Source organism: Sphingopyxis fribergensis, from assembly GCF_000803645.1.
In the GTDB taxonomy this organism is placed as follows: Bacteria; Pseudomonadota; Alphaproteobacteria; order Sphingomonadales; family Sphingomonadaceae; genus Sphingopyxis; species Sphingopyxis fribergensis.
In genome coordinates, this window is sequence record NZ_CP009122.1 from 3,118,458 (window position 1) to 3,145,449 (window position 26,992).

The window sequence follows — 26,992 nt, forward strand, 5'->3', positions numbered from 1 at the left end:
CATGACTTGCAGGCTGCGAATGCGACGGAAGGAGACGGAGTGTGTCTTCGGGGAGACAGCTTCCGCCAGGCGCACTAGGCGGCTTCTTCCATCAACGCTTCGGCGGCAACGCTGTTGGCGCCGGCCGAGGTGATCTGCACGTCGATCATATCGCCGATCTGGAGCCCCGGTGCGATGACGTGCGCCGACTGGAGCCAGGGCGTCTTGCCGATCAACTGACCGTCCAGCTTGCCCATGCGTTCGAGGAGCAGGCGCGTCGTGCGGCCAACGGACGCCTCATTGAATGCCTGCTGCTGTTCGTTGAGCAACGCCTGGAGGCGCTGGAGACGTTCGTTGAGCAGAGCTTCGTCGATCTGGCCGTCCATCGTCGCGGCGGGGGTACCGGGGCGGCGCGAATATTTGAAGCTGTACGCCATCGCATAATTGGTCGCACGGACGATATCGAGCGTCGCTTCGAAGTCCGCATCGGTTTCGCCGGGGAAGCCGACGATGAAGTCGCCCGAGATCGCGATGTCGGGGCGCACGGCGCGCACGCGTTCGATGATGCGAAGATAGCTTTCGACCGAGTGGCTGCGGTTCATCGCCGCAAGGATGCGGTCGCTGCCCGCCTGCACCGGCAGGTGGAGGAAGGGCATCAGCTTGGCGATCTCGCCATGCGCCGCGATCAACCCGTCGGTCATGTCGTTGGGGTGGCTGGTGGTGTAGCGGATGCGTTCGAGGCCGTCCTCACGCGCGAGTTCGCGGATCAGCCCGTCGAGGCCGATCACCCTGCCCTTCTCATCTTGACCGTCCCACGCGTTGACGTTCTGGCCGAGCAAGGTGATTTCGCGCGCGCCGCCGGCGACGAGCGCGCGCGCCTCGGCGATCAGGTCCACGAAGGGCCGGCTGATCTCGGCGCCCCGCGTGTAGGGCACGACGCAATAAGTGCAGAATTTGTCGCAGCCTTCCTGCACCGTCAGAAAGGCGGTCGGACGCTGGCCGCCCGCGCGCTTCGGCAGCGCGCCGAACTTGCTTTCGAGCGGCATGTCGAGGTCGACGGCCTTCTCTCCCCGCGCGGCGCGCGCGATCATGTCGGGCAGGCGATGATAGGCCTGCGGCCCGACAACGACGTCGACCGTAGGCGCGCGGCGCGCGATTTCGGCACCCTCGGCCTGCGCGACGCAGCCCGCGACCGCGATCGTCGGGCGGCTGCCGTCGGCTCTCTTCAGCCGGCCAATGTCCGAATAGACCTTCTCGGCCGCTTTCTCGCGGATGTGGCAGGTGTTGAGCACGACGAGGTCGGCGTCGGCGCCGTCGGCGGCGGCGACATAGCCCTCGGCGCCCAGCATCTCGGCCATACGCTCGCCGTCATAGACATTCATCTGGCAGCCGAAGGATTTGACGTGAAAAGTTTTGGGGGAGTCGGATTTCATCGGCGCGCTATAGGCGATGCGGCGTGCCGACGGAAGACCGCGCAATTTCCGCCGCGATTGTGGCGCGCGCGGCCTCGGCGAGCAGCTTGCGGTCGCCTTCGACAATATCGGGCAAGGGATCGAGATAGTTGACCGTAAGATGTATTGGGCGTTTGCGCGCGAGCAGCCGCTTGAAATTGTCGAGCCCGGATTCGGGATCGAGCCATGCAATGTCGTTCGCCTCATTTCCATAATCGAGAAACACCGGCTGGACCCGCAGGTTGGGCGGGGTCGGGATCACCGCTTGGAACAGCGACGCACGGAACGGCAGCAACCCGTCACCGGGGCCCGTCGTTCCTTCGGGAAACAGCGTCACCGGGCGACCGCGCGCCAGCGCCGCGCGCACATCGTTCGCCTGATTATGGATCTCGCGCCGTGCCTCGCGCTGGACATAGATGGTGTGGTTCTGATCGGCGAGCCAGCCGACAAACGGCGTCGTGCCGACCTCGGCCTTCGACACGAAAGCCGAGCGTGCGGCGCCGCCGAGCGCGAGGATGTCGAGCCAGCTGACATGGTTCGACACGAACAGGACGTCGCGCCGCAGCCGCGTCCCTGTCGTGCGGATGCGCAGCCCCGCGATCCAGCCGGCGGCGTTAAGGAAGGCCATCACCATCGGCGAGGGACGACCGACGGCGCGGTAGAGCAGATGCGGGACGATCAGGAACAGCAGCGTCAGCACCATCAGGGCGAGACGGGCGACCGTCCGCCAGGTAATCGCGCTGCGATCAGTCGCGCTTGCGATCGATGGCGACACCATAAAGCTCCATACGATGGTCGACGAGGCGGAAGCCCAGCCGTTCGGCGATCACCTTCTGCAACGCCTCGAGCTCGGGATCGACGAATTCGATGACCTTGCCCGTCTCGACGTCGATCAGATGATCGTGATGCGCCTCGGGCGCGGCTTCGTAGCGCGAGCGGCCGTCGCCGAAATCGTGGCGGTCGAGGATGCCGGCTTCTTCGAACAGGCGCACGGTACGATAGACGGTGGCGATCGAAATGCCGCTGTCGAGCTTCGACGCGCGTTCATAGAGCGTCTCTACGTCGGGATGATCCTCCGAATCCGAAATGACGCGCGCAATAATGCGGCGCTGCTCGGTGATGCGCAGCCCCTTTTCGTGGCACAGGGCTTCGAGATCGATGTTACCGGACATGCGGGCCTTTCCTGCAAGATGCAGTCGGATTTCTATTCTTCAAACTGTATAAGCACGCCCCGCGGATAGGACAAGGGCGGCACCCCTACGACGCCGCCCTTCCCTGCTCCGGTTGGAGCGATTGATTGTGGATGTCAGACCTTGGTCTTGGGCTTGGGCTTGCGCCCGCCGCCGCGACCCTTAGTACCCAAGCCGATTTCTTTTGCCAGCGCGCGGCGCTTTTCGGCATAGTTCGGCGCAACCATCGGATAGTCGGCGGGCAGGCCCCACTTCGCGCGATAGTCGTCGGGGGTCATGCCATAATGCGTCATCAAGTGGCGGCGCAGCATCTTCAACTTTTTGCCGTCTTCGAGACACACGATATAGTCGGGCTTGACCGAGGTGCGGATCGATACCGCGGGCACCAGCTTTTCCTCTACGACCGCTTCGGTACCGAGACCCGACAGCGCGGCGTGCACATTATTTATCAGAATGGAGAGATCGGAAATGGCGACGCTGTTGTTGCTGACATGCGCGGCGACGATGTCAGCAGTTAGCGTGACGAGCATCTCGTTGGTATCGGCTTGGTCGGACATGAGACTATTCCTTGATTTTCATTACCCAGAAGCATGAACGGCGAATATTGGATTTGTTCTTTCGCCAACAGGATTACTGCCACTTTGGATGGAATTCCGCAATGACCGATCAGTCAGGCTTTCGTTCACACGCCGATCGCCGCATCGTAATTGCGTCGCGAACAACGCCGTCGTTGCCGCGATAATAGGCCGGCCGGCGGCCGCATTCCGAAAAACCGGCGCTCTCATAAAGATGAACCGCGTCATTATCGGCCCGCATTTCAAGGAAATAGTCTTCAGCGCCCTGCGCGGCCGCCCATGCCCGCCAGTCGTCCATCAGTAATGCACCGATACCGCGGCCGCGGAACAGCGGATCGACCGCGAGCAACAATAATTCGCTTTCGGGTCCAGCGATGCGCGCTGCCGAAAAGCCGCACGCCTGCTCGCCGTCCCACGCCACGCACACGCGCGCCGAGGGCAGCGCGAACAAGGTCAAGAGCTGCGCGCCGCTCCACGCCTCGCCAAAGGCGGGATCGAAGGCGGCATCCATTACGCGCATGACCGCGGCCAGATCGCCGACGCGTGCAGTGGCGAGGCGGATCGAACCCGTCATGCCGGTGCCATCGGCTTGGCATCGGGGGCGCGTCCATAGATCGGGCTGGGCTGGTCGACCAGCGCCGCGGGCGGCAGCCGCAAAAAGGCACGCGCGTCGGGCAGCATTGCCAGCGCAAGCCCCGTGCCGCGACGCGCCACAAAGGGTTCGGCGCGATTGCCGACGATCAGCTCGTCTTCAAGCCGGACGGCGTCATCGGGCAAAAGCGAGCGGATATCGGCGCGCGGCGACAGGTCGGCTGCGAACGGCTGAACGAACCATTGACCGTGGCCGCCTTCCATCACGACGAGAGCGCCCCCGGCCGCTGCGATGTGATCGGCGGCGCCCGCCGCGACCAGCGCGAGCGTCGAAAAGCCCTGAACAGGCACCTGCCAGCCGAGCGCGAGTCCGCGCGCCGCCGCTACCGCGATCCGCACCCCGGCAAAGCTGCCCGGACCGCATCCCACAACGATGACGTCGGCGCGGCCGCCGCCATTCAGTTCGGCTATCAGCGGGACGAGCCGCTCGGCATGGCCGCGACCGATAACCTCGTGACGATAGTCGATGACCGCCCCCGCCTCCAGCAACGCCACCGAACAGGCCTCGCTCGCCGAATCGATGACCAGATGCCGCATGAGGATGGGAACGATCAGGCGATGCTGTTGAAGCGGGCGAAGTCCGGACGCGGGCTGCGTTCGAAGATCGTCGCGGGATCGCCATAGCCGAGCGTCGAGATGAAGTTGCTTTTCACGCTGGGTTGGTCGGCGAAGAAGGCTTCATCGACCCCGGCATTGTTGAACCCCGACATCGGCCCGGTGTCGAGCCCGAGGGCGCGTGCGGCGAGGATGAAATAGCCCCCCTGCAGCGTGGAATTGCGGAACGCGGTGGTGTGCGCCAGCGCTTCATTGCCGACGAACCAGCTCCGCGCATCGGCATGCGGGAAGAGTTCGGGCAGGTTTTCGTAGAATTCATTGTCGCTCGCGATGATCGCGGTGACCGGTGCCTTCAGGATTTTCTCGGCATTGGCGGGGAGCGCGAGCGCGGCAAGCTTTGCCTTCGCTTCGTCGCTCACGCACCAGACGATCCGTGCCGGAAGGCTGTTGGCGCTGGTCGGGCCGAACTTCACCAGATCCCAGATCGCGTGCAACTGCTCGGTCGATACCGGCTCGTCGCTGTAGCCGTTATAGGTACGCGCGGTACGAAACAGCTGGTCGAGGGCGCTATCGGAAAGCGGCTCGCTCATGGGCTAACTCCTCAGGGAAATGGTCAGACGGCGTGAACTGCCGTTACCTCAGGCACATAATGTTTCAAGAGGGACTCGATGCCATTCTTGAGCGTCGCGGTCGAGGACGGACATCCCGCGCACGCACCCTGCATTTTCAAATACACATTGCCCTTGTCGAAACCGCGATAGACGATGTCACCGCCGTCGTTGGCGACCGCGGGGCGGACGCGCGTTTCGATCAGTTCCTTGATCTGGTCGATGATGTCGGCGTCGGCGGGATCGTCGGCAAAGCCTTCATCCTCCGCCGGAACCGAAAAACCCGCGCTCGCGGTGTTGAACAGCGGCACGTCGGCAAGGAAATGGTCCATGACGATACCGAGCACATCGGGCTTTGCGTCGCTCCATTCGGCACCGGGCGCGATCGTCACCGACACGAAATCGCGGCCGAAGAAAACGCCGGTCACGTCGCCAATCGAGAAAAGCGCACTCGCGAGCGGCGACGCCTCGGCCTCTTCGGGGCTGGCAAAGTCGCGGGTTCCCGTCTCCATCACCGCCCGGCCGGGCAGGAATTTGAGCGTCGCGGGATTGGGCGTCGATTCGGTTTCGATCAGCATGGCTTGCATGTGGGGCGCAGCGAGGCTTTGTGCAAGATGATAGGGATGCGCTAAGCCGCGCCGATGCGCCGCTTCACCCATTTCGCCGCCCTCGACTGGTCGGGCGCTCGTGGCCCGCGCCAGCGCGGGATCGCGCTGGCGGTCGCGAGCGGCACGGCGGCGCCGGCGCTGGTGCGGCCGGGGCATGTCTGGTCGCGCGCCGAAATCCTCGATTGGCTGGAAGGGGTCGCGGCGGACGGCACCGATATGCTGATCGGTTTCGACTTTTCGGCCGCCTTCGCCTTTGCCGATCACGGCGCTTATTTTCCCGGCTGGGCGGATAGCCCCGCCGACATGCGCGCGCTGTGGGCGCTCGTCGAACGGCTGGCGGACGGCGATCCGCATTATGAGCCGGGCGGGTTCCTCGCGCATCCCGAGGCGCGGCGGCATTTCCGCCACCGCGGCGAGGCGGGCGATCTGTTCGAAGCGGGCGCCGGGCGGCTGCGGGTCGTCGAGCGGCACCAGCGGGCGACGAAACAGGCCGCGAGCGTCAGCAATTTCAACCTCGTCGGCGCGGCGCAGGTCGGCAAGGCGAGCCTGTCGGGCATGCGCCTGCTCCACCGGCTGGCAGGGCGCATTCCGTTGTGGCCGGGCGACCCGGTGCCCGGCGCGGGCCCGATGCTCGTCGAAATCTACACCAGCCTCGCCGCACGCGCCGCGGGACTGCGGCCCGGGCGCAGCAAGATCCGCGACGGCGCGGTGCTCGACGCGGCGCTCGCGGCCTTGGCCTCGCCGCCGTGCGGTTTTACGGGGATGGTCAGCGACCATGCGAGCGATGCGTTACTCACCGCCGCATGGCTGCGGGCGATCGCGTCGGACCCCGCATCGTGGCGACCTGTCCCACTCACCGACACCTTGGCAAAAACCGAAGGCTGGACCTTTGGCATCATTTGAAGCAAAGGGCGCTAAGCGCCGGCTTAGCTCAGTTGGTAGAGCACCTGATTTGTAATCAGGGGGCCACGGGTTCGAATCCTGTAGCCGGCACCACGCTATTTCTGAATGCAGGCTTTAATAGGCTCGCCGACCGCGATCGCGCTCGGATCGACCGAAGGTTCGGGCTGACTGGTGACGACCACGGCGTCAGGGTCGGCCTCATCGCGCCCCTTACCCTTCAACGCGTCGATCTCGCGCTGGCGCATTTCGAGATAGAGGGTGCGCGTTTCGACATAAGGATCGGCGCTATCTTCCTGCAAGCATTTGATCGCCGCGTCGCCCTCGATGCGATCATTGAGCTGCTTGATCACCGTCGTCGGGACCGCGTAGGCCGTGCGGTCAAAAGGCGCGCCGACGGCAGTCGGCAGCACGAGCAGATCGAGGCTGTTGCCGGCCATGTCCCGCAATGTCGTCGGTCCGACAAGCGGGAGGTAGAAATAGGGACCGGGCTCGACGCCGTAAAATCCCATCGTATTGGCAAAGCCATTGCGCCGGTAAGGCAGGTTGAACGGTTCCGTTTTCGCAACATCGAAGAGCCCGCCGACACCAAAGGTCGTGTTGACGGCAAAACGGCCGAGCGTTTCGGCGGCCTTGCCAATTTTGAACTGCAACAGGAAGTTCAGGAAATTGATGGGCTCGCTGAGGTTGCGCAGCGCATTGCCAAGCCCGTCGCGAACGGGTTCCGGCACAATGCCTTGATAACCCGTGGCGACCGGGGCCACCAGCGCCTTGTCGACCGACTGGACCACGCGGTACGACGTGATGTTGACCTCTTGCAGCGGATCGCCCGGCGGCGCCTCTCCGCGTGCGGTCACGACGATATCATCGGGCGACGGCGGTCCTTCGGCTGCGGGCTCGCTACCCGTGGTTGCGGGTGCGACTGGCGAGGGAGATGGGATGGGTTCGATCGTCGGCACGACGACCGGCGGTTCAACGTGCGCCGGATCATTATCGAGTTGCCGCGGCTCGATCTCTGTCAGGTTCACGGGCGCAGCATCGGAAACAGCGGGCGGTGCCCCGGACAGCAAGAGAAGTGCAGCGACGGCCGAAATACTCATCGCGCGCGCGGTCCCGCCATTACAAAATTCATGAGCATCGATCGCATATGTCAAACTCCTTGCCGGGGATCTCAGCCCGAAATCATGATCAAGAGACGCCCCTCCCCTTCATCCCAAGCCGTCTGACCCGCGGTCGCGGGCACGGTTGCCTTACCCATCCTCCGCCGAGAGGGAAGGAAAAAATGCTGTGCACGCACGCACGATCGCCTCGGAAACGGCGGACCCGGCCAGCGATCCAAACGACTCCAGCGTGGCAGCGTCATCAGGAACAGGGCAATTTCCCAGTCCCCGACGATAGCTGGTTCGCCTGTCTGCCAATCGGGAGCTTCGTGCGAATCCTGCCCAATTATGCCTGCCCGACCTGTGCGGCTTACGCATCCTACGGCGCGCTGCGCGACGGGACGGTAGCCGGAAAATGGCCACGTACCAGCGGATGGCGAACATTGTCCCAGATCGAGATGAACGGCATGAAATCGCGCGGACGCCTTGGCCTGGCAGGGGCAGTAGGACTCGAACCTACGACCCTCGGTTTTGGAGACCGATGCTCTACCAACTGAGCTATACCCCTAGGCCGGAGTGCGCCACTAGCCGGATTGCAGGAGCGGGGCAAGAGGGATGACGGGTTGCGCGACCGGACGGGCCTGATATGCGCAATTTCGCATGAACGCCGCCCCATCTTCCGCAGCGCCGCAGAATTATCTGGGTGGCATCGGGCTCCGGTTGCTCGCGATGGCCAGCCTGTCGCTGATGTTCGTGCTGGTCAAATATATCGATGCCGCGGGCATCCATATCGTCGAAAGCCTGTTCTGGCGGCAGGCGCTTGTGCTCCCCTTCCTGCTGGTCTGGGTGATGGCGACGAGCGGCCTGCCGTCGCTGAAAACGCAGCGTATCGGCGCGCACGGCCGGCGCATGATGATGGGCCTGACCGGCATGGCGTGCAATTTCGGCGCGATGATCCTGCTGCCGATGGCCGAGGCGACGACGATCAGCCTGTCGGTGCCGATCTTTGCCGTGATCTTCGCCGCGCTGCTGCTCGGCGAGGCGACGGGATGGCAGCGGTGGAGCGCGGTGATCGTCGGATTCATCGGCGTTCTCGTCGTGCTCGATCCGATTTCGAGCTTTGCGGGCGGGTTCGGCGGGACGCATGGCCTCGGCACGGTGGTTGCGCTGACCGGCGCGATCATGACCGCACTCATTACCATCGCCGTGCGCGACCTTGGCCGTACCGAAAATGCGGGAACGATCGTCTTCTGGTTCAGCCTTTTGTCGATGATCCCGCTCGGCATCGCCCTGCCCTTCGTCATCACCCCGCATGACGGCCATGAATGGTTGCTCCTGATCGGGCTCGGCTTCCTCGGCGCCGTCGTCCAGATGTCGCTGACCGGCGCGCTTCGCCTCGCGCCGGTGTCGGTCGTGATCCCGATGGATTATTCCAGCTTGCTGTGGGCAATCGCCGCGGGCTGGTGGTTCTTTGGCACGCTGCCCGCCGACACGACCTGGGTCGGCGCGCCACTCATCATCGCATCGGGCCTGTTCATCGCCTGGCGCGAGCATCGCCGCCACATCGACCGCCCGAAGGAGGTTGCCGCATGACGCGCCCGATATTGTATCATTGCCCCGATGCCCGCTCGCTGCGCTGCCTGTGGGCTGTCGAAGAAGCCGGGATCGACGTCGATCTGCGCCTGCTGAAATTTCCGCCGCGTGCGTTCGAGCCCGATTATCGCGCGGTGAACCCGCTGATGACGATCCCCGGCTGGGTCGAGGACGGGCGGCTCATGACCGAATCGGCCGCGATCTGCGAACGCATCGCCGAGGGGACGCCACTCGCGCTCCGCCGCGACGAGGATGATTATTGGACGTGGCGCAACTGGCTGCACCGCAGCGACGCGACGCTTACCTTCCCGCTCGCGATCATGATCCGCTATACGCGCGTCGAACCGGAAGAGCGGCGGCTCGCGCAGGCGGTCGACGACTACAAAGCCTTCTTTGGCGGACGCGCGAAGAGCATCGAGGCGGCGCTGGCCGACGGCCGCGAGTGGCTGGTGGCCGGGCGCTTCACGATCGCCGACATCGTGGTCGGCTATGCGGCGTTTCTCGCAACGACATTGGGCGCCGACGATGTGCTGGGCGATGCTACGAAGGCGTGGCTCGGCCGCTGCACGGCGCGCGAGGGCTTTCAGCGCGCCCGCGCGCGGCAGAAAGCCGAGGCCTGACACAAAAGGGCCCCACCAGCTGGTGGAGCCCTCCATGTTCCTCGTGCATGGGTTGCAACAACAAGGAAAATTCATCGGCCTTTCGGGGTGTAAGGTCGCTTGAAAGGCCGAATGTGAGGCGAATTTATGCTGCGCCGGAGAGGTTGGCTTTCACATTCTCACGGCGAGAGATTTGAGGCTGGTTCCTATCTTACGGCGGCTTTGGGGTGGGAAGCGGACATCTAAATTCATTCACGGCATCTCAGGTATTTAACCGTGTCAATGCAGCGGTCAGTCGGGGTGCGGGAGAGAAAATCTTCTCCGAATTTAGAAATCCATTCTGACTTACTATCCGGAAGCGCATTCAGGAGGTCGCGTATCTTCCCAAAAAAGTTCCGGTCGACCTTGCCGTCGATGATCTCCGATCCAGCGATGGTGGACGGAAAGTTCGCAGTTGGCATGAAGGTCACAAGGCCGCCAAATTTGAACCGCTTTGATGGTGGACGCAGACGCTCGAGATCTTCCTCGAAAACCACTATCAGATCACCCTCGACTCTGCGTTTCTGAGTGCTTCCTCCAAGCATTCTGCTCGACCGGGGAGAAAACATCTTCAACGTTTGGCCGCGCTCGAAGACGAGACAGTCAAAGTGCTCAAACGAGACTACCTCTAATCCGCTCTGAACTGCGAGCTGCGCGGCAAGCTTCCGCTGCATTACTCTTTTCTCCAATGCTGCCGGATCAGCCTTATGGGGCGCAGAGCGAACGTCGGCAATCGGTCGTTAGCTGCCCTTAATTCACCATCCGCTCATAACCCTCCCAATAGGGCGCGCGCAGGTCTTTGCGCAAAATCTTGCCGCTCGCATTCCTCGGCAGCGCGTCGATCACGTCGATGCTGCGCGGGCATTTGAAGGGGGCGATGCGCTCGCGCGCCCAGGCGATTATGTCGGATTCCTCGACGCTCGCCCCTGGCTTGGCGACGACGACCGCCTTCACCGCCTCACCCCATTTCTGATCCGGCACGCCGAACACCGCGACTTCCTGCACCGCGGGATGGCCGAAGATCGCGCTTTCGACTTCGGCCGGATAAACATTCTCGCCGCCGGTGATGATCATGTCCTTCATTCGGTCGTGGATATAAAGATAGCCGTCCTCGTCGAGATAGCCCGCGTCGCCGGTGCGGATCCAGCCGTCGTCGGTCATCGTCCGCGCGGTCGCATCGGGCAGGTTCCAGTATCCGAGCATATTGTTCGACGAACGCGTGACGACCTCGCCCACCTCGCCCTGCGGCAGCGGCGCGCCATCGCCATCGACGATGCGGATTTCGACGCCCGGCAGCGGCTTGCCCGCCGAGCGCATGCGCTTGTTGCCCTCGGGATCATGGTCCTCGGGCGGCAGCATCGAGATGGTGCCGGTGGTTTCGGTCATGCCATAGGCCTGGATGAACTGCGCGCCGAACATCTTGATGCATTGGCGCAGCAGGTCGAGCGGGATCGGGGCTGCACCGTAGAGGATATATTTGAGTCGGCTGTAATCGACGCTGGCGCAGCGCGGGTGCATCAGCAGCATCTGCAGCGCGGCGGGGACGATGAAGAAGCGCGTGACGCCATGCTTCTCGACCGCATCGAACACACCGTCGGGATTGAATTCGGCGAGGATGATGCCGGGCAGGCCAGCCGCGAGCGCCATGATGCCGAGCCCGGTACCGCCGATATGCGCGCACGGCATCGCGACCAGCACCGCCTCGTCATCCTCCCATTTGGTATAGGGCAGGTCGAGGCTGTTCGAATGTTTGCGCAGCGCGAAGAGGTTGCGGTTCGACAGCACCGCGCCCTTGGGATTGCCGGTCGTGCCCGAGGTATAAAGCTGGAGCACCGCATCGTTGGCGCCCGACGGTTCGAACGGCACGCGCGGCGCCGCGTCGATCATCGCATAGGCTTCGGCCGCGGTGAGGATCGCCGGATCATGCTGCAATTTCCCGGCGAGTTGGTGGGCGAGCGTATCGAACCCCGGCCCGCCGAACACCATCTTAGCCTGCGTGTCGTTGACGATGAAGGCCCATTCGGCCGGCGACAGGCGCCAACCGATCGGCGCCATCACGATACCCGCACGCGCCGCGCCGAAAAAGAGGGTGAAATAGAGATCGCTATTCTTGCCGATCCACGCAATCCGATCGCCCTTCTGGAGCCCTGCCGCGAGCAAGGCCGAGGCCGCGCGCGCCGTATGGTCGTCGAGACTGGCGTAGGTGTAGACGCGGTCTTCCTCGCGCATTGCGACCCGGTCGGGGCGTTCGGCGGCCCAATGGGTCAGGAATTCGTCGAATGTGAAAAGGTCCGAAACATCGGGGGCCATCGGCTCTCTCTCCCTCGAATCGCATCTATGTCGTGCAATTGCGGGGAGGCTAGCGGCTGCGGGCGCAACGTAAAGTGCCGATCGCCCACCCTGTCAGGTTCGTCAGGTGCGGCGGAAGAGCAATATGAGGTTGTTTGCGGGCATCGCGCGGCGTCCGGCGAAGGCGAAGCCGGCATCGGCCGCGACCGCCTTGACGTCGTCGGTATCGCGCAGGCCCCATGCCGGATTGCGGCTGCGCAGGCTGGCATCGAAGGCGAGATTGCTGTCCGCCGTCGGCACGTCGGCTTCGATATAGGGGCCGTAGAGGATCAGCGGCGCACCGGCGGATAGCAGCCGTTCGGCTCCCGCAAACAGGCCCTGCGTGGCCTCCCACGGGCTGATATGCACCAGATGAGGTAGACGTTTCGATATTTTGAGGAAACCCAAGGCGTTCACGCTGCTTTTTCAGTCCGGCCGGGATGTAACCCAGCGCCTACCCACCCTGTCCTGACTTCCAGATTGGACGTTTCGAGGCGATCACGCCTTGGCAAAGTCAGTTCAAAAATCGCGCCCACCGTCCGCCCAAACCACCCTGATTGAGGAGGCCTGGACGAAACGGTGGATTGTTCAGGTTGCGGATTTGGCCCAGTCGATTCCGGTCGCGGCGGCACCGGCATCCACAGCGACGAGCAAGCTTTCCTGACTGAGATGCGAGTACCGCTGGCTTGTCGTCACGCGAGCGTGGCCGAGGACTTGCCCGACGACGTACAAAGACTGTCCGCTCGACACCATGTTGCTCGCGGCGGTGTGCCGGAGATCATGAACGCGAACGTCGGGCAGACCAGCTTCGATCCGCGCCTTGTTCCACACATAGAAGATGTCCTTGTAAGGCTTCTTCGTTTGCGGATTTGGCACCACGAACGGGCAATCATCCCAGCGAGGAACCTGCGCCAGAACGTCCAGCGCCGACTGCGACAATGGCACATGCCGCGCCTTGCCGGACTTGCTGTTCGGAATACGCCAACGCCGCTGATCAATGTCGAAATGCTCCCAGCGCGCATCGAGCAATTCTCTTTTGCGCGCGCCCGTCAGCAACAGCAGCGGGATGATGAAACGAAGCTGCCGATTGGGGCTGGCTTCGATCGCCGCCTTCACCCGTTCGGTCTCCGCCGCCGTCAGGTAACGCTCGCGCGCATTGTCGACCTTGAAGTGCGGGACCGTGCCCAAAGGGTTCACGTCGGCGCCGGGCACCTTCCATTGCCGGGCCAGCTTGAACATATAGCCCAGCACGACATGCAGGAAATTGACCGAGGCAGGCGACAAGCCCTCATTGACCTTCAACTTGAACCAACCCGCGATCGTTTCGGGCTCCAACTCATCGAGGCGCATCTTGCCGAACCGGGGCAGGATGTGCAGGCGCAGCGCCCGCGCGTCATTGTCGTGGCTGCGCTTGTAGGTGCGAATATAATCAAGATAGCGGACCGACAGTTCGGCGACGGTCGGCACCTGTCGCTTGACCTGCTTGTCCTCCAGCGGGTTTTCGCCGACGACGACGCGGGAACGCAGCTTCAAGGCTTCGCGCTTTGCCTTTTCGTAACTGATGTCGGGATAGGGACCAATGCGGAGTTGCCGCAGGCGCCCGTACTTGTCCTTGTATCGAAGGTGAAACGATTTGCCACCGTTCGACCGGACTTCGAGAATGAAGCCGGACAGCTTATCCGAATAGTAGTCTACTTTTCGCCGATCCGGCGGGCAGGTGGCGGTGAGGACGAACGTGGCGTCCATTGTAACAACAGGCATTTCAATTTCCTTTTTGAATGATCGATAGATCGAGGTCGCCAGACGGCGCAGGGTGTTGGTGAGGGTTGGGGTAGCCGGGCGGCCGGAATGGCCCTGAGGCCTTTGGCAAAACTGCCGAGAGGGAAGCGTGGGGGGTGGTAGTCGAAGGCCCCCGCCGCCGAGGTCGCGGATCGTCATGCGATGATCGTTGACACCCGGCCGCATGTATCGGGAACGCAACTTGGGGTTGGCCCCGACAGAGGCATAGCCGCATGTTGCTCGGCGGCCGGTCGCAGGAGATGTCGGTGGACTAAGTCAATGAAAGGGTAAGCAATTCGATCATCGTTGCCATGACGGACGATCAGCGAGGGTCGCCCTGGAAGCTGAAAACTGAATTCTGGCTTTCATCCGGCCCACCCGGCGAGGACAGCATATCAGTGAGGTCGTCGATCGGCCGGATCAGCTCGAACACATGAAGGCCGCGAGCACGAACCACATATTGCCAGAAATGTTTGTCCGGGTCTTCCCCGACATATTTCTCCAGCAGCTTAAGGACGCGGCGCTTTGAGACTTTATCGTGGTCCGCAATACTCCGGACAATTTCCATTTTCCCGCGCTCGCCGCCGTGGTGGATCGATAAAGCCAACGCCTGGAGAATTTCATTGTCTTGAGTTTTGTAGTCCAGGACGTCGTCGGCTCCCCCGTCGTAGCCATCGGTTTCGTGGACCGAGGTCAGGCGTGCTATGTACGACAGTTCGGGTTCCGGCGAGTAAGCGTAAGCAACCTTGTCGGGGACGTTTCCGCGCCGCTTCTTATTCGTCAGCTGGGCAATCCGCTTTCCGTCTCGGCCGTCCTGGACGTCAATCACATAAGCGCAGTCCAGATCATCAATAATGTCGCTGACGCCAGCGAAGACGTTCTTACCGTTCGCATCGGTATGCTTGTTGGTGTGAGCAAGGCTGAGCAGCGTTCCGCCCGCGAGGACGAAGCGGCGGATAACTTCTGTGAATCCGCTGGTTTCGCTCTTGCTCATGGGCTGCGTGAATTTCTTGAAAGTGTCCAGGATTAGGAGCTTGCCGTTGGCGGTCCCTTCTCGGATCATCTCTTCGATCGCTGATGTCAGCAGACGCGCCTTGAACCCCTGATAGCCTTCGGCAACAACGTGAACGCCGTACTCATCCAGAACGCGAACCTTGTCAGCCACGCCTTGGGTTGTGTCGTCAGCATCCACATAGAAGACATCGCTGCCAGCTATGCGCCCGGTTTCGATGGCCTCGATCAACATGGCCAGCGTAATAAGAGTTTTGCCTGCATTAGGCGGCGCGCACAGGACAGTTCCCTGCCCTGTCAGGCAAAATGAGCCAAGTAGCGGCTTCTGTTCGATGGCCATCTCTTCGAGCTTGGCCGCCTGTCCCTGCAGCGTATATTTGAGCAGGGGATTCTTCTTTTTGAGGGATGGTGCCGGTTTGGCACTGGGATCGCTCATACATATCTCCATCAGAATTAAGTCTGACCGGGTCGCCATGTCGGCGTAGAGATGTCGTAGAGCTGTCCTAATTCGCAAAATCCGGGCTCGGTCGAGAAGCCACTGCGAATGAACTCTAAATGTGTACCCCGCCCGCCGGTGTCAAGTCAGCCGGGCAGTTTTCAGTTTTCAGGTTCCCATACTGCCGCAGGTTTGGGGTGCGACAGCGGTGGGCCTGCACACGCCGCACGATATGAATTCAGCTTAGCGTGACTTACCCAACTTGCCAATTTGGAGCGCCGCGAGCCGCTTTTGCCTCGCCCCGTCCCACTCTGGCTGATGCAGTTCGATCATCCGCGATTTGAGCGTTTTGATGCAGTCCACTGACCCCTTCGACGCCGGAAACCGAAGAATTTCGAGATCGAGGACGTCGATGTGCCTCCTTATCATCTGCGCTCCGAAACCCTTGTTCCCCGTTTGCGGCTTACCTCGAATGCGTTGCAAACCCTTCTGAAGGCCGCGCTTCTCGGTTGCCCGCAGAATGTACTTCACTTCTCCATCAAGGAGAGCTCGCGCTAAGCCGGGAACATCGACGAGCTGGCTGTGGTCTGCCGCAAAGCCACCTCTCACCTCCTCCCAAACTGCGTCCCATTCTTCAAGTGACCGACCGCAGACGACCAATGAAAGCAGTTCGTCTCGCGTTCGCTTGGCCACTTCCTGCGCCTCCCCTCTCTTTGCTACGCCTCTGAAATCAGAGAGAATGATAAGCAAAGCTGTTGCAAAGGATCATCGTCGTCATCAGTCCTTTGAACAAGCACGATATAGGCGAATGCACTGCCGAAAGTGAAGATGAATTCAAACCAGCGGTCGTGCGCCGCCAAGTAATCCCAGTGCGGTAGGAAACCCGGCTCGCCAAACCGGATACCGTCCATCGGTTCGATTAGCGGCGACAGCCCGATGTGCCGGATGATGTCGGCTTCGGTGTCACCCCGCTGGACGACAAGATATTCGGTGTAATCGATCAGATCCTCGGTCAGTGCCCCGATCCGTTCGGCGAGAAGGCGATGAAGGTTTGTGTCCAGGTCGAGCGTCAGCGCGCGCGCGAAACTGGCGCGATCGTATAAATGCAGCATGGTAGGATTCCTTTCAGGCAAAGAAAAAGCGCCCGAGGGGTCATCCCTGGACGCTTGCGATTGTTGGCGGTGGTTGGGGTCAGGCGTGGTCGCGGACCAGCTCAAGTAAGGACGCGTCGATGTCCGGTCGATCGGGAACGAGCAACACAATCCCGAAGCCGTCGTCGCTGACGATCGTCACCGCTTCGAACCAAGCACCGTGGCGCTCGACATACTCGAAGTTTGCAGTGAAGCCGGGATCACCATATTTGCTGCCGTCCACGAGGTTCGTGGCCAAAGGCACCCCGACCACCCCCTCAATCGCAGCGACCGTATCAGCGGGTTCCGCGACGAGGAAATGGGCAAGCTCACCCAGATCGTAATCGTCATATTCGAGAAGCTGGTCACGCCGAAGCGCCAACAGCTCAAGGATATCGGGTTCGAGTGGTAACGCCAGCGCGCGCGCCATGTCGGCCGAGCTGTGGATGGAAATCATTATCGGTTCTCCAAATAGAGAAGGCCCCCGGAGTTTCGTCCGGAGGCCTCTTGGGGTGGGTTTATTGGCTGTTATTCAGCCGCTGTTAGCAAGTTCGATACAGGGTTGGATCCGGCGCAGGATCTTCTCGCGCCCCCAAAACGTCATCTTCGTGTTCTCTATGCCGTCCAACTGAGCTGCGGCGCTGACACCGCCGACGCCGCCACCGCCATCCCACACAAACAACGTGCGCTGAGGGCGATCGGGTTGTCGATAGACATGGGGCATAATCGGAGCATCCACCTCGATCATACACCGTTCAAGATCGTAAATGTTCTTGTTGGTCTGAGTTGAAAACACTGGCTTCGCCTTCATCAACCCGGCGACGTCAGCGCCCAACGCGGGCACGGCAATTGTTGCAGCGACGATCGCTGCGACGATATAATTTCTTCTCATTGGCTTCCTTTCAAAATGTCGCCGCCACCTTCACGTCGGGTAAACCGGCGATGCGTAGCGGGATTGCGAAGTAGTTTTCGACACTGGTGCGGGCTTGACGCTTTGCCGCGTCGAGCAGGCCCGGTTGTTGCGCCTGCGCAACCATCGCGCGGCGGGCATTCGCGTAGTTCGCTTTTCGAAGCGCCTCGACCTGCTCGTCCGAAAAGGTCAGTACGCCGCCGTTGATAGTGGTGGCATTCTCCGGCTGGAACGCAATATCGCCCAGCGTGACTTTGGGCAGCTTCACCGTCACCAGCTTCGCCTTCTCATCGTACCGAACGTCGGCAAGGCTGAGATTGGACAGGTCGAGATAATAGGTCACGACCGCAGGTAGGATCAGTTCTTGCTCACCACCAAAGAGCCAAAGAACGGTGCGACCCGCCTGAACCTTGGCCGTGCCCTTGTACGAGTAAACCAGCAGCTTGTTTTCGTCCCGCAGGCTTTCGACGGTGGTGGCGAGCACCTTGGTGGTTTCCACCGTGAAGAAGCCGGTGTGTTTCACCTCACTGTCCAGAAGTTGCCTCGGCGCGGCGACGTAACCAACACCGAGGGCGACGACGTGTGTTGCGGCAAGAAGTCCGATCGTGCGGCGCTCGATCATTTGAGCGCGAACAGCGGTTGCGAGGGCGTGTCCAGCCGGACCTTCCATGTAGTCTTGTCGAACGCAGATTTGTCCACTTTCCACGCCGTTCTGGTTGTCGCAGAAACGTTGGGATTCAGGTCGGACGTCATTCCGCTTGAGTCGTCCATCAAGTGGCTAGCTTTCATGCTCGCGATGTCGTCCTCGGCGTAGCTATTCCCTTCGGCATCCAGCAGCGTAAGTTCTGGCCGCTCCATGTAGACAAGCGGAGCCGATCCCACGTTCTTAAGGGTGTAAGTGACGACGACAAACGTCTCTCCCTGTTCAGCCTTCGAGCCAGATTCAGCACTGCCCACTTGGATAGGTGTTGCGACGTCCGTGATGGTCAACTCGACGCCGTCTGCCCCGCCCGTTCGACCCAGCGCAATCATCGTTGTGTCGACAGCGGCAGCCGCTTTAGGTCCCTCCGCCGTGGGCTTTTCCGATTCTCCACAGGCTGTGAGACTGGCGGTCAGTGTCAGCGCAAGCAGCGCGGGCTTCAGTATGGTAATCATATCGGTCTCCTCTTGGTGATGCCCGATCTTGGGCGTGATGAAGCCATCACCGGCGGCACACGTTACCGACGGCTTTGGTCGATGCCAGTGAATTTGACACGATTGGTATACAGACGCGAGAAGCGCTCAACGTCCACATCGGCACATGGATGTGGTTCGGCTTCTCGGCGTCAATGTCCGGCACCAACGCAAGCTGAAGGGTATGACCCAGGAGCAGTTAGCGGCGGCGGCGGAGATGGAACGCAGCTATGTCAGCGACCTTGAAAGGGGTACGCGGAACCCGTCTGTGGCTGCGCTCGGCAGGATCGCTGATGCGCTCGCGATTGAGCCTCACGTCCTACTTGTGAAGAAACCTATTATCTGAGCCTCTTCATATAAGATGGCAACTTTCCCGCGTCAGGATCATGGACGCATTGATCTAGTCGGAGATAGGTACTCTTCCGGACCAAGCGTCGATTGCTTTTATCCCCTTTTATATGCAAGTTCGCGACGTCGATTTGAGGGGGAGTTTTTATGGATTTGGCATCGCGCCTAACGGAGCTGGCGAAGAAGACTCAGCAGCATCGCGAGGTGCTGCTCACTGAACAGGCTGCCAAGACAGCACTCGTCATGCCCTTTATCAACCTGCTCGGTTATGATGTGTTTAACCCTTCCGAGGTCGTCCCTGAATTTAATGCGGACGTCGGAACTAAGAAAGGCGAAAAGGTCGATTATGCGATTTGCATAGACGGCAAACCCTCAATCTTGATCGAGTGCAAGCCGTCCACCGGCGAACTTACGATCAATCATGCCTCTCAGCTTTTTCGCTATTTTAGCGTGACCGATGCTCGCCTCGCAATCTTGACCAATGGCGTGATCTACAAATTCTTTTCCGACATTGACCAGCCCAACAAGATGGATGCCCAGCCATTTTTTACGCTTAGCCTAGATGCGATCAGGAAATCCGACGTCCGCGTCCTTGAAGGCTTCACTAGAACGGGTTTCGACATAGATGCGATCGTGAGAGAGGCTTCGAACCTGAAGCTAGAGTCTCTCGTACGCAAAGAGCTTGAGAGTGAAATGGCAACTGCGTCCGAGGAGTTCGCCCGACTGATCGCGAAACGCGTCTACTCCGGACAGGTCACTTCTCAAGTGAAGGATAATTTCACGCGCTTGATCGCTAACTCTTTCGCCGCGATCGTGCGGGATCATGTAAATGATCGTCTGACCTCGGCCCTGAATGCAACCGCTGTACCCGAACCCGACAATGGCCATGTTACATCGCCGGAGGAAGTCATAACGACCGAAGAGGAAGTGAGCGGTTTTCGCATCGTACAGGCTATCGTCTCAAAACTGGTCGATCCCAAGCGAGTTTTTATGCGGGATGCGAAGTCTTACTGCGCCGTTTTGCTAGACGACAATAACCGAAAATCGTTGGCGCGCCTTCATTTCAACGGGATCACTACAAAGTATGTAGGGACATTCGTTGGACAAACGGAGACTCGGAACCAAATCAATGACCTGACGGACATCTACAAGCTTTCGGCCCAGCTAGAAGCCCGCATTAATGAAATTGAAGGCAGTAAGAGCAAATAGGGCTGGTCGACATTACATAAACATTTGGCCAATTTTTGGCGCACTTCGCACGAACGCGGCTGGGCCCATGAAGCAGTAGTTTGAAGGGAAGAAGCATGGAATCCGGTCGCGACGACGCGCAATCAGGTTCCGCTCGCGTGTCGATTCAAAAATTGTTTGACGACACTCGCAAGCGATTGGTTGAGACTGGGACACGTAATAGGCTTGTCCACGTCAATCGCGCCAACACGCGTGGGAATGTTGTCAATGTCATAAATGAGCGCTCCGATGACATTTGGGCGATTCTCCTTTCCGGCAAAACGATGCGTTTTCGTGCGCTCGGGCATGACGTACGCAAAGGCGATCAGGTCTCTGAAATTATCTTAGCGGAAGAACCGGAGGATGATGGAGGGGCGGATCGCTACGTCGACAATCAGTTGGATACGCGCTTGGGCCCCGACGGTCTTGCGAAGAAACTGCTCAAAATCGCACGCGAGGCGAAAACAGCCGAGGAAGAGCAAGGCGTCAACATTCTTTACCTCGCGCTGGGTTTCCTCACGTGGTTCGAAGACCAGACTTCGGCAGTAGCGCGAGAAGCCCCGCTGGTGCTGCTTCCCGTAGAGTTGGTTCGAAACGCTCGCACATCGACTTATGATTTGCGAATGCGTGACGAAGATCTGATTACAAATCTGCCGTTGCAACAGCGCCTCATGGAAGATTTCGGAATTAAGCTGCCGACGATTGAGGTTGGTGAGAATTGGAATCCGTCCAACTATTTTTCACAAGTCGATGCAGTAATTGCAGATCGCGCCCGGTGGAAGATTGATCGCGACGCGATGCAACTCGGATTTTTCTCTTTCTCGAAGTTGCTAATGTATCTTGATCTCGCGCTCGACGCGTGGCCAGACCAAACTCTGGAATCCCATGAACTAACCCGCGGCCTTTTGTACGAAGGCTTCGATGTTGAACGACCGCTGTTTGGGTCCGATGACCGGCTTGACGACGTCCTACCTCCTGATCAAATGTTTCACGTGGTCGACGCGGACGCAAGCCAAGCGCGCGTTATCGAAGAAGTTAGAAGCGGGCGAAATCTAGTCGTCCAGGGGCCACCCGGAACCGGCAAAAGCCAGACGATTACCAATATCATCGCGGCGGCTGCCAAGGAAGGCAAAACCGTCCTTTTTGTCGCCGAAAAAATGGCGGCCCTCTCGGTAGTACATGACCGCTTGGTTAAAGTGGGCTTGGGCGAAGTCTGCCTCGAATTGCATTCAAAGACGGCCAACAAAAAGGCCGTCCTTGCCGAGATCGCCCGGACCCTCAATGCCGCCCAAGCGATCCCGGCCATGCCACAAGCGCCGCTGGCGTTGACGGAAACGCGCAATCAACTCAACCAAATCGCCGCAGCATTGCACGCCCCAATAGACGGGACGGGAGAATCGCCATTCTCCGTTCTCGCGCGTCAGGCCCGTTATATTGGAATGGACGCTCCGCCTCCGACATTCGACGCTGATCTTCTGACAAAGATGACACGGAGCCAAGAGCGGGCTTTGTCCGATGACCTCCTTGAGTTTGGCGCACTTTTACAAGTTGTTGGAGCTGCAAACCTCCATCCGTTTTGGGGGGTTCGCGCACTGGATTTGCAGCCTGTCGAGCTGTCTCGCCTTGAAGGCGATCTCGCAGCCACTGCAGACGCCGCGCGTTCTTTGCGGGATGCGCTAGACGATCCTCTTGAATTATTCGGCCTGTCGCTAGCTCGATCGCTTTCATCCATACCGGCCGTTTCCGATACGCTTCGCTGTATTACCAACTTACCCTCAGGTGAGGCAGCACTTGCGCGTGCAATCTTCGACATATCCGACGCACCAAGGCTCATTGAAGCTATTGAGACCGCTCAGGCGTGGCGAACCTTGCGCGATGCCGAAGCCTCCGAGTTTACCGATGTAGCATTTGAAGGCGATGTTGCTTCTTTGCGAGCCCCGCTGGTCGCAGGCACCACTTCATTTTTCGCGCGGTGGGGCTCGGCATATCGCGGCGCATCCCAGCAATTGGCCGGGATGCTTCGGAACCCACTGCCAAAAGCCGCTACGGCTCGTGTCGAACTCGTCGATCGCTTGCTCGAAGTTAAGCGTCTTAGGTCACGTTGGGGAGACGACGAGGCATTCATGAGCGCGGCACTCGGCGAAATCTGGCGCGGTGAATGGACCGATTTCAACCGCGTCAACGATACAGTCGGATGGGTCGCAAAGGCTCGCAGTGCCCCACTATCCATCGGCGCGGATCAGGCGGTACAGCTTGGCTCCGATGGATCAGCTTTGACAGCGATGATCGACCGCTTGGATCGACAAGGGCAAGTAGCGCATGACGCAATCCATAGGGCCATCTCGATTGTGCAACTGGATCATGCGGTATTCGACGGCGGCGTAGATGGTGTGGATCTGATCGACATTGCCGCTCGCCTCGCAACGATGGCGGAGTCTACGGACCGTTACGCCGAATGGTCGCGATTGTGCGGATTGGAAAAGCGTCTCGAAGCAGGGGGTGTGGCCGGACTGGTCGCAAGAATAGCTGACGGTAGCATCAACGGCAGCGCCGCAGTTATCGAACTCAAATTTGCCCGCGCCGAAAGGTTATGGCGAGAAGCAATCATGACTTCGCCGGTTCTCAAGGAGATCGGAACGCTCGACCGTCATGCCCTTTCGCGAGAATTCGCCGGTCTAGAGCGCAAAAGATTGAAGGAAAACGTCACCACAATCTTGGCCGAACACCTTTCCCAAGTACCGCAGGGGGCATTGGGCGAGATGAAAGTCATAAGGGGAGAAATCGGGAAAAAGCGCGCGCATATTGCGCTTCGGCGCTTGTTCCAGCAAGCACCTACCGCGCTCCAGCGGATAAAGCCGGTGTTGTTGATGAGCCCTATATCGGTCGCGCAATATCTGACGCCGGGCCGGTTAAATTTCGACCTGCTCGTTATCGATGAAGCGAGCCAAGTGCGGCCAGAGGATGCTTTGGGAGCAATCGCACGGGCTCGGAAAATTGTCGTCGTAGGCGATCAGAAGCAACTCCCACCATCATCATTCTTCGACCGCTTAGTTGCCGACGATGGGGATGGAGACGACGAACCGGAAGAGGGCGATGAGGATTTGCTGGGCGGAGCAGCGGCGCTGGGATCGCTCGAAAGCATATTGTCTTTATGCGAAGCCCGAGGGCTCTCGTCCCGAATGCTTCAGTGGCATTATCGGTCGCGTGACCCATCGTTGATACGGGTCTCAAACCGCGAATTTTACGATGACGGGCTGATCCTTCCTCCATCACCCCTGCAGGAAGATCCTGAATACGGGCTCATTTTCACGAAGGTTGACGGCGTTTACGATAAGGGCGGCAAACGTGACAATCGCAAGGAAGGGGAAGCCATCGTGCGGCGTGTTGCTGAACATGCACGCGCGCACCCCGATTTGTCGCTGGGGATTGTGACCTTTTCGTCGGCGCAGAAAAATACAATTACTGAATTACTTGAGCTAGCACGGCGCGCCGACGGGCCGCTCGACGTCTTCCTTCGGGAAGGACAGTCCGAAGACCTTTTCGTGAAGAACATCGAAAATGTGCAGGGTGACGAACGCGATGTGATCCTTGTCAGCGTAGGCTATGGCCCCACAATCGCAGGCGGACGGCTGACCAGCATGACTTTCGGCCCAGTCAACGGCGAAGGTGGTGAGCGGCGTTTGAATGTGCTTTTCACGCGCGCACGTATCAGGTGTGAAGTGTTCGCTTCCTTCGATCCCGGAGACATCGACGCCAGCCGCGTATCGCGCGAAGGCCCTCGCATACTTCGACGCTTCCTAGAGTTCGCCAAATCAGGGAAACTCGAAGAAGCAGTTGTGACGGGCGAGGAAGCCGACACACCCTTCGAAGAAGATGTTGCCGACGTCATCCGATCTTTCGGATATCTCGCCGACCCTCAAGTCGGTTCGGCAGGCTTCCGGATCGATATTGGTGTGCGTCATCCCAACAAGCCGGGCACCTACCTTTTGGCGGTGGAATGCGACGGCGCGACCTATCATTCCGCCTTATGGGCGCGGGAGCGCGACCGGCTCCGGCAGGATGTCCTTGAGCATCTCGGCTGGCGGTTTCACCGGATTTGGAGCACCGACTGGTTCTATAATCGTCGCTCGGAAATCGAACGATTGCGAATGGCACTTTCCGAAGCGCAGGACAAAGGGGCAGTGGTCCAAATTTCAGGCGCCAACACGCCACGCGATGTTCCCACCATCGAAGCGCCAGCAATGGAAACTTTCGTTGTTCCACCAACAGTTGAACGAACCATGCCTCCGTATGTTCGTGCGCATTTCCCAGTAAGTAGTCACCTCGAGCCTCACGAGGCACCAATCTCTATATTAGGCCCGTTGGCTCGAAAAATTGTCGAGGTTGAGGGACCGATCTCTGCCGACGAGGTCGCACGTCGTATCGCAGCCTGCTTTGGGCGTGAAAAAGCTGGGCGGAGAATATTGGCTGTGGCCAAACAAGCGCTAAGTGCGCAACGGCGCATCGCTCCCGATTTGCACTCCGAAGAGAATTTTTGGTTCGTGACTGCTCAGCGCGAGGCTCCTCCCGTACGGGATCGTAGCGCGGAATATGGTGCAACGCTCAAAGCGGATGCTATTTCCATGATTGAAATTCGCGCTGCGCTGGCGATTGCCCGCGATGACAATGCTGGCGGGACTGATGCAGACCTAATACGGTTTGCCGCTCGATTGCTAGGCTTCCGCCGGGTTGGATCAGATTTGCAAACACGGTTGGCGCAAGGGCTGATAGGCTAGCAAATCTTTTCTCGCATGTAGGTCCTTTCCATGTGTCCGCCTCATGCCCGATGTATCTTGGTTCCCTCTTGCTAACCAGAAAATCGACATTCATAGATCATCGAACGGCGACTTCCTCTCCCCGGAGGTTTTTTTGATTTTTGGAGATCAGAATGAAGGCCATTGCCTTTTTTAACAATAAAGGCGGCGTGGGAAAGACCACGCTCCTTTGCAATGTAGCTGCCTACTTTGCTCAGGAGGGTCTAAGGGTTTGCGTAGTTGACTGCGATCCGCAATGCAATGCCTCACAGTATCTGTTTCACGACGATTTCTTGGAAAGCACATTTGACGATCCCAAGCAGAATATCGAGAGCTTGTTCTCGGGATTGATGGCTGGTGAGGGGCACGCCACTCAAGTTCCTATGAAGCACTCTGCCGCCTTCGGCGTCGACGTCGTTTGCGGAAGCCCAGGCTTGTCTATGGCCGAGGACTTTCTAGCAGAAGAATGGGCTAGCCTGAACACTCAGCGTGGACTTTCGAGCACCATGGTTTTTCAGAGAATGCTTAAATCTTTAGAAAACTATGACGTTGTTTTCTTCGATGTAAGCCCATCTCTTGGAGCTATAAATCGGACGGTCTTGTTATCATCTGATTATTTTGTCAGCCCAATGTCGATTGACATTTTTTCGCTAAAGGCTTTTGAGAACATTAGCCGTTGGATGGACAAGTGGCGCGCGCATTGGGAGTACTCCGTAAATAGCCCACTACTCGATGCCGACAATCCTGCCGTAGTTGATGCGAAGTCGCTGACCGGCGCAAGCTTTATCGGCTACGTGTCGCAGCAATACATTGCCAAACGCGACGCCACGGGAGAAAGACGGCCCGTGAAGTCTTATGACGAGATCATTCAACAAATTGACGGCCAAATTGACCAATATTTCAAAGGCTCATTGCTGCCACCGAAGCCTTATGAGATCGGCAAAATTCCGAACTTGCATAGCCTTGCCCCAATGTCGCAATCCCGAAGAAAGCCCATATTCTCTTTAGTGGCTGCTGACGGTGTCGTAGGGGCTCATTTTGCCAAAGTTAAAGAAGCCAAAGAAATTTTCGGCGAAGTTTCAGATGAAATTCGCAAGCGGCTCGCCTGAAACATGCTTAGAGAAGAATGGCCAGAGCCGCTGGTGAAGGACATTGCTCGCAGACGGGCAATCTTTGTCATAGGGTCGGGTGTGTCGCGTCACGCTTTGGGAGCCGATGGATCAACAAGACCGCCGGTTTGGAAAGGCTTTCTTCGCGATGCCGCCGAGCGGTTCCCGCGAAACCGCGACACTGAGCATATCCATCGAGCCATCGACGACGGAGACCTTTTACATGCCTGCGAGTGGCTCAAGAATCGGTATGACGAAGACTGGACCACATACCTTCGGCACCGCTTCACAGATCCCCGATATACGCCTGGTCGATTGCACGATTTGATCGCCCTCTTAGATACTCGCGTGGTATTTTCACTAAATTTCGACGACATTTACGAAAATAAAAGCAGAGAAATATACGAGGCATCTCAGTTTACAAAAAATTACAGCGACGCTGATGTTTGCGAGTTCTTAAGAAATGATGCGAGATATGTGGTAAAGGTTCATGGAAATTTAGCTTCGCCAGCTACACTAATATTTACACAAGAAGACTATGCACGTGCTCGCATTAAGCATAGCTTGTTCTATTCAGCATTTGATGCGGCCCTAATGACCCATACATTTTTATTCATAGGGTGCGGATACGGCGACCCTGATGTTAATCTACTCCTCGAAAATCAAGCATTTAGCTTTCAACCGGGATCGGTTAACCCGCACTATTTTCTGACAGCAGAAGATATCGCGGATGACATGAAACGCTCTCTAAGAAAAAATAGAAACCTCAAAACACTCTGCTACGACAAAGTCGATGATGAACATACCGGTTTGATTTCAGCTATTGAACAACTACACTCCAAGGTTACCGACTCTCGATCTGCTCTTTTGGAGAACGCCAATTGGTAAATGCCAACATCC

General features: G+C 59.2%; 27 protein-coding genes, 2 tRNA genes and 2 pseudogenes. 10 read left to right on the forward strand and 21 right to left on the reverse strand.

The features are described from left to right. Window positions 1–74: 74 nt before the first annotated feature. From miaB to SKP52_RS14445, 8 genes are all read right to left on the reverse strand, one after another. Window positions 75–1,412 carry a tRNA (N6-isopentenyl adenosine(37)-C2)-methylthiotransferase MiaB gene (miaB, locus tag SKP52_RS14410; RefSeq protein ID WP_052208983.1) on the reverse strand — a complete coding sequence of 446 codons (1,338 nt, stop codon included), beginning with the start codon at window positions 1,410–1,412 and terminating at the stop codon, window positions 75–77. Between the two features lie 7 nt (window positions 1,413–1,419). Continuing rightward, a complete protein-coding gene (locus tag SKP52_RS14415; protein WP_228383657.1) occupies window positions 1,420–2,208 on the reverse strand; it encodes a lysophospholipid acyltransferase family protein in 789 nt (262 codons plus the stop codon). After that, on the reverse strand, window positions 2,177–2,602 hold the full coding sequence (locus tag SKP52_RS14420; protein ID WP_039575806.1) for a Fur family transcriptional regulator: 426 nt from the start codon (window positions 2,600–2,602) through the stop codon (window positions 2,177–2,179). The genes SKP52_RS14415 and SKP52_RS14420 overlap by 32 nt, the downstream gene beginning before the upstream one ends. 134 nt (window positions 2,603–2,736) lie before the next feature. Next, complete coding sequence (locus SKP52_RS14425; RefSeq protein WP_039575808.1) at window positions 2,737–3,177, reverse strand: MucR family transcriptional regulator; 441 nt, start codon at window positions 3,175–3,177, stop codon at window positions 2,737–2,739. 109 nt (window positions 3,178–3,286) lie between these two features. Further along, complete coding sequence (locus SKP52_RS14430; RefSeq protein WP_039575812.1) at window positions 3,287–3,769, reverse strand: GNAT family N-acetyltransferase; 483 nt, start codon at window positions 3,767–3,769, stop codon at window positions 3,287–3,289. Further along, entirely contained in the window at window positions 3,766–4,383 is a 618-nt protein-coding gene (gene tsaB / locus SKP52_RS14435) for a tRNA (adenosine(37)-N6)-threonylcarbamoyltransferase complex dimerization subunit type 1 TsaB (RefSeq protein ID WP_039575815.1), read from the reverse strand. The genes SKP52_RS14430 and tsaB overlap by 4 nt, the downstream gene beginning before the upstream one ends. A gap of 14 nt (window positions 4,384–4,397) precedes the next feature. After that, window positions 4,398–4,991 carry a malonic semialdehyde reductase gene (locus SKP52_RS14440; protein WP_039575818.1) on the reverse strand — a complete coding sequence of 198 codons (594 nt, stop codon included), beginning with the start codon at window positions 4,989–4,991 and terminating at the stop codon, window positions 4,398–4,400. A gap of 23 nt (window positions 4,992–5,014) precedes the next feature. After that, window positions 5,015–5,587 carry a NifU family protein gene (locus SKP52_RS14445; protein WP_039581155.1) on the reverse strand — a complete coding sequence of 191 codons (573 nt, stop codon included), beginning with the start codon at window positions 5,585–5,587 and terminating at the stop codon, window positions 5,015–5,017. Window positions 5,588–5,650: 63 nt separating this feature from the next. Between SKP52_RS14445 and SKP52_RS14450 the strand changes: the two genes are divergently transcribed. Together SKP52_RS14450 and SKP52_RS14455 are read left to right on the forward strand one after the other, a co-directional pair. After that, a complete protein-coding gene (locus SKP52_RS14450; RefSeq protein ID WP_039575820.1) occupies window positions 5,651–6,520 on the forward strand; it encodes a hypothetical protein in 870 nt (289 codons plus the stop codon). A 17-nt stretch (window positions 6,521–6,537) separates the two neighbouring features. Continuing rightward, a tRNA-Thr gene (locus SKP52_RS14455) sits at window positions 6,538–6,613 on the forward strand. A 2-nt stretch (window positions 6,614–6,615) separates the two neighbouring features. Here SKP52_RS14455 and SKP52_RS14460 read toward each other — a convergent pair. Beyond that, complete coding sequence (locus SKP52_RS14460) at window positions 6,616–7,617, reverse strand: MlaA family lipoprotein (RefSeq protein ID WP_081997569.1); 1,002 nt, start codon at window positions 7,615–7,617, stop codon at window positions 6,616–6,618. A gap of 182 nt (window positions 7,618–7,799) precedes the next feature. Between SKP52_RS14460 and SKP52_RS27480 the strand changes: the two are divergent. Next, a pseudogene (locus tag SKP52_RS27480) lies at window positions 7,800–7,943 on the forward strand (hypothetical protein); the annotation flags it as partial. A 166-nt stretch (window positions 7,944–8,109) separates the two neighbouring features. On the opposite strand, the gene SKP52_RS14465 reads toward SKP52_RS27480, so the two are convergent. Then, a tRNA-Trp gene (locus SKP52_RS14465) sits at window positions 8,110–8,185 on the reverse strand. 92 nt (window positions 8,186–8,277) lie between these two features. Between SKP52_RS14465 and SKP52_RS14470 the strand changes: the two genes are divergently transcribed. Further along, window positions 8,278–9,210, forward strand: a complete 933-nt coding sequence (locus SKP52_RS14470) for a DMT family transporter (RefSeq protein WP_039575823.1) — start codon at window positions 8,278–8,280, stop codon at window positions 9,208–9,210. Beyond that, complete coding sequence (locus SKP52_RS14475; RefSeq protein ID WP_039575825.1) at window positions 9,207–9,830, forward strand: glutathione S-transferase family protein; 624 nt, start codon at window positions 9,207–9,209, stop codon at window positions 9,828–9,830. The genes SKP52_RS14470 and SKP52_RS14475 overlap by 4 nt, the downstream gene beginning before the upstream one ends. Window positions 9,831–10,057: 227 nt before the next feature. Here SKP52_RS14475 and SKP52_RS14480 read toward each other — a convergent pair whose 3' ends face one another. The 11 genes and pseudogenes from SKP52_RS14480 to SKP52_RS14530 form a co-directional block, all read right to left on the reverse strand. Next, on the reverse strand, window positions 10,058–10,522 hold the full coding sequence (locus SKP52_RS14480; RefSeq protein WP_039575829.1) for a hypothetical protein: 465 nt from the start codon (window positions 10,520–10,522) through the stop codon (window positions 10,058–10,060). Window positions 10,523–10,598: 76 nt separating this feature from the next. Next, window positions 10,599–12,158, reverse strand: a complete 1,560-nt coding sequence (locus SKP52_RS14485; protein WP_039575832.1) for a fatty acid--CoA ligase — start codon at window positions 12,156–12,158, stop codon at window positions 10,599–10,601. A gap of 102 nt (window positions 12,159–12,260) precedes the next feature. Next, window positions 12,261–12,551 (reverse strand): annotated as a pseudogene (locus SKP52_RS14490) (DUF938 domain-containing protein); the annotation flags it as partial. 213 nt (window positions 12,552–12,764) lie between these two features. Continuing rightward, on the reverse strand, window positions 12,765–14,114 hold the full coding sequence (locus SKP52_RS14495) for a site-specific integrase (RefSeq protein ID WP_228383658.1): 1,350 nt from the start codon (window positions 14,112–14,114) through the stop codon (window positions 12,765–12,767). Between the two features lie 163 nt (window positions 14,115–14,277). Beyond that, on the reverse strand, window positions 14,278–15,402 hold the full coding sequence (locus tag SKP52_RS14500; protein WP_160292426.1) for an AAA family ATPase: 1,125 nt from the start codon (window positions 15,400–15,402) through the stop codon (window positions 14,278–14,280). Between the two features lie 243 nt (window positions 15,403–15,645). Continuing rightward, window positions 15,646–16,152: a hypothetical protein gene (locus SKP52_RS14505; RefSeq protein WP_148309139.1), complete on the reverse strand. Its 507-nt coding sequence runs from the start codon at window positions 16,150–16,152 to the stop codon at window positions 15,646–15,648. After that, entirely contained in the window at window positions 16,119–16,514 is a 396-nt protein-coding gene (locus tag SKP52_RS14510; protein ID WP_039575842.1) for a hypothetical protein, read from the reverse strand. The genes SKP52_RS14505 and SKP52_RS14510 overlap by 34 nt, the downstream gene beginning before the upstream one ends. Before the next feature lie 79 nt (window positions 16,515–16,593). Continuing rightward, window positions 16,594–16,989 carry a hypothetical protein gene (locus tag SKP52_RS14515; protein ID WP_039575845.1) on the reverse strand — a complete coding sequence of 132 codons (396 nt, stop codon included), beginning with the start codon at window positions 16,987–16,989 and terminating at the stop codon, window positions 16,594–16,596. Window positions 16,990–17,064: 75 nt separating this feature from the next. Beyond that, entirely contained in the window at window positions 17,065–17,424 is a 360-nt protein-coding gene (locus SKP52_RS14520; RefSeq protein ID WP_039575846.1) for a hypothetical protein, read from the reverse strand. Window positions 17,425–17,434: 10 nt separating this feature from the next. Then, window positions 17,435–18,064 (reverse strand): DUF4230 domain-containing protein, encoded by a 630-nt coding sequence (locus SKP52_RS14525; protein WP_039575848.1) that lies wholly within the window; start codon window positions 18,062–18,064, stop codon window positions 17,435–17,437. Then, window positions 18,061–18,597, reverse strand: coding sequence for a DUF4352 domain-containing protein (locus tag SKP52_RS14530; RefSeq protein WP_039575851.1), 537 nt, complete (start codon window positions 18,595–18,597; stop codon window positions 18,061–18,063). The genes SKP52_RS14525 and SKP52_RS14530 overlap by 4 nt, the downstream gene beginning before the upstream one ends. 145 nt (window positions 18,598–18,742) lie before the next feature. On the opposite strand from SKP52_RS14530, the gene SKP52_RS14535 reads away from it, so the two are divergent. The 5 genes from SKP52_RS14535 to SKP52_RS25520 all read left to right on the forward strand — a co-directional run bounded on the left by SKP52_RS14535 (window position 18,743) and on the right by SKP52_RS25520 (window position 26,980). Continuing rightward, window positions 18,743–18,961, forward strand: a complete 219-nt coding sequence (locus tag SKP52_RS14535; RefSeq protein ID WP_039575855.1) for a helix-turn-helix domain-containing protein — start codon at window positions 18,743–18,745, stop codon at window positions 18,959–18,961. A gap of 149 nt (window positions 18,962–19,110) precedes the next feature. Continuing rightward, window positions 19,111–20,172 carry a type I restriction endonuclease gene (locus tag SKP52_RS14540; RefSeq protein ID WP_039575858.1) on the forward strand — a complete coding sequence of 354 codons (1,062 nt, stop codon included), beginning with the start codon at window positions 19,111–19,113 and terminating at the stop codon, window positions 20,170–20,172. A 95-nt stretch (window positions 20,173–20,267) separates the two neighbouring features. After that, a complete protein-coding gene (locus tag SKP52_RS14545; protein ID WP_081997387.1) occupies window positions 20,268–24,965 on the forward strand; it encodes a DUF3320 domain-containing protein in 4,698 nt (1,565 codons plus the stop codon). Window positions 24,966–25,117: 152 nt separating this feature from the next. Continuing rightward, complete coding sequence (locus SKP52_RS14550) at window positions 25,118–26,092, forward strand: ParA family protein (protein WP_039575862.1); 975 nt, start codon at window positions 25,118–25,120, stop codon at window positions 26,090–26,092. Window positions 26,093–26,095: 3 nt separating this feature from the next. Further along, on the forward strand, window positions 26,096–26,980 hold the full coding sequence (locus tag SKP52_RS25520) for an SIR2 family NAD-dependent protein deacylase (RefSeq protein WP_081997388.1): 885 nt from the start codon (window positions 26,096–26,098) through the stop codon (window positions 26,978–26,980). Window positions 26,981–26,992: the final 12 nt, after the last annotated feature.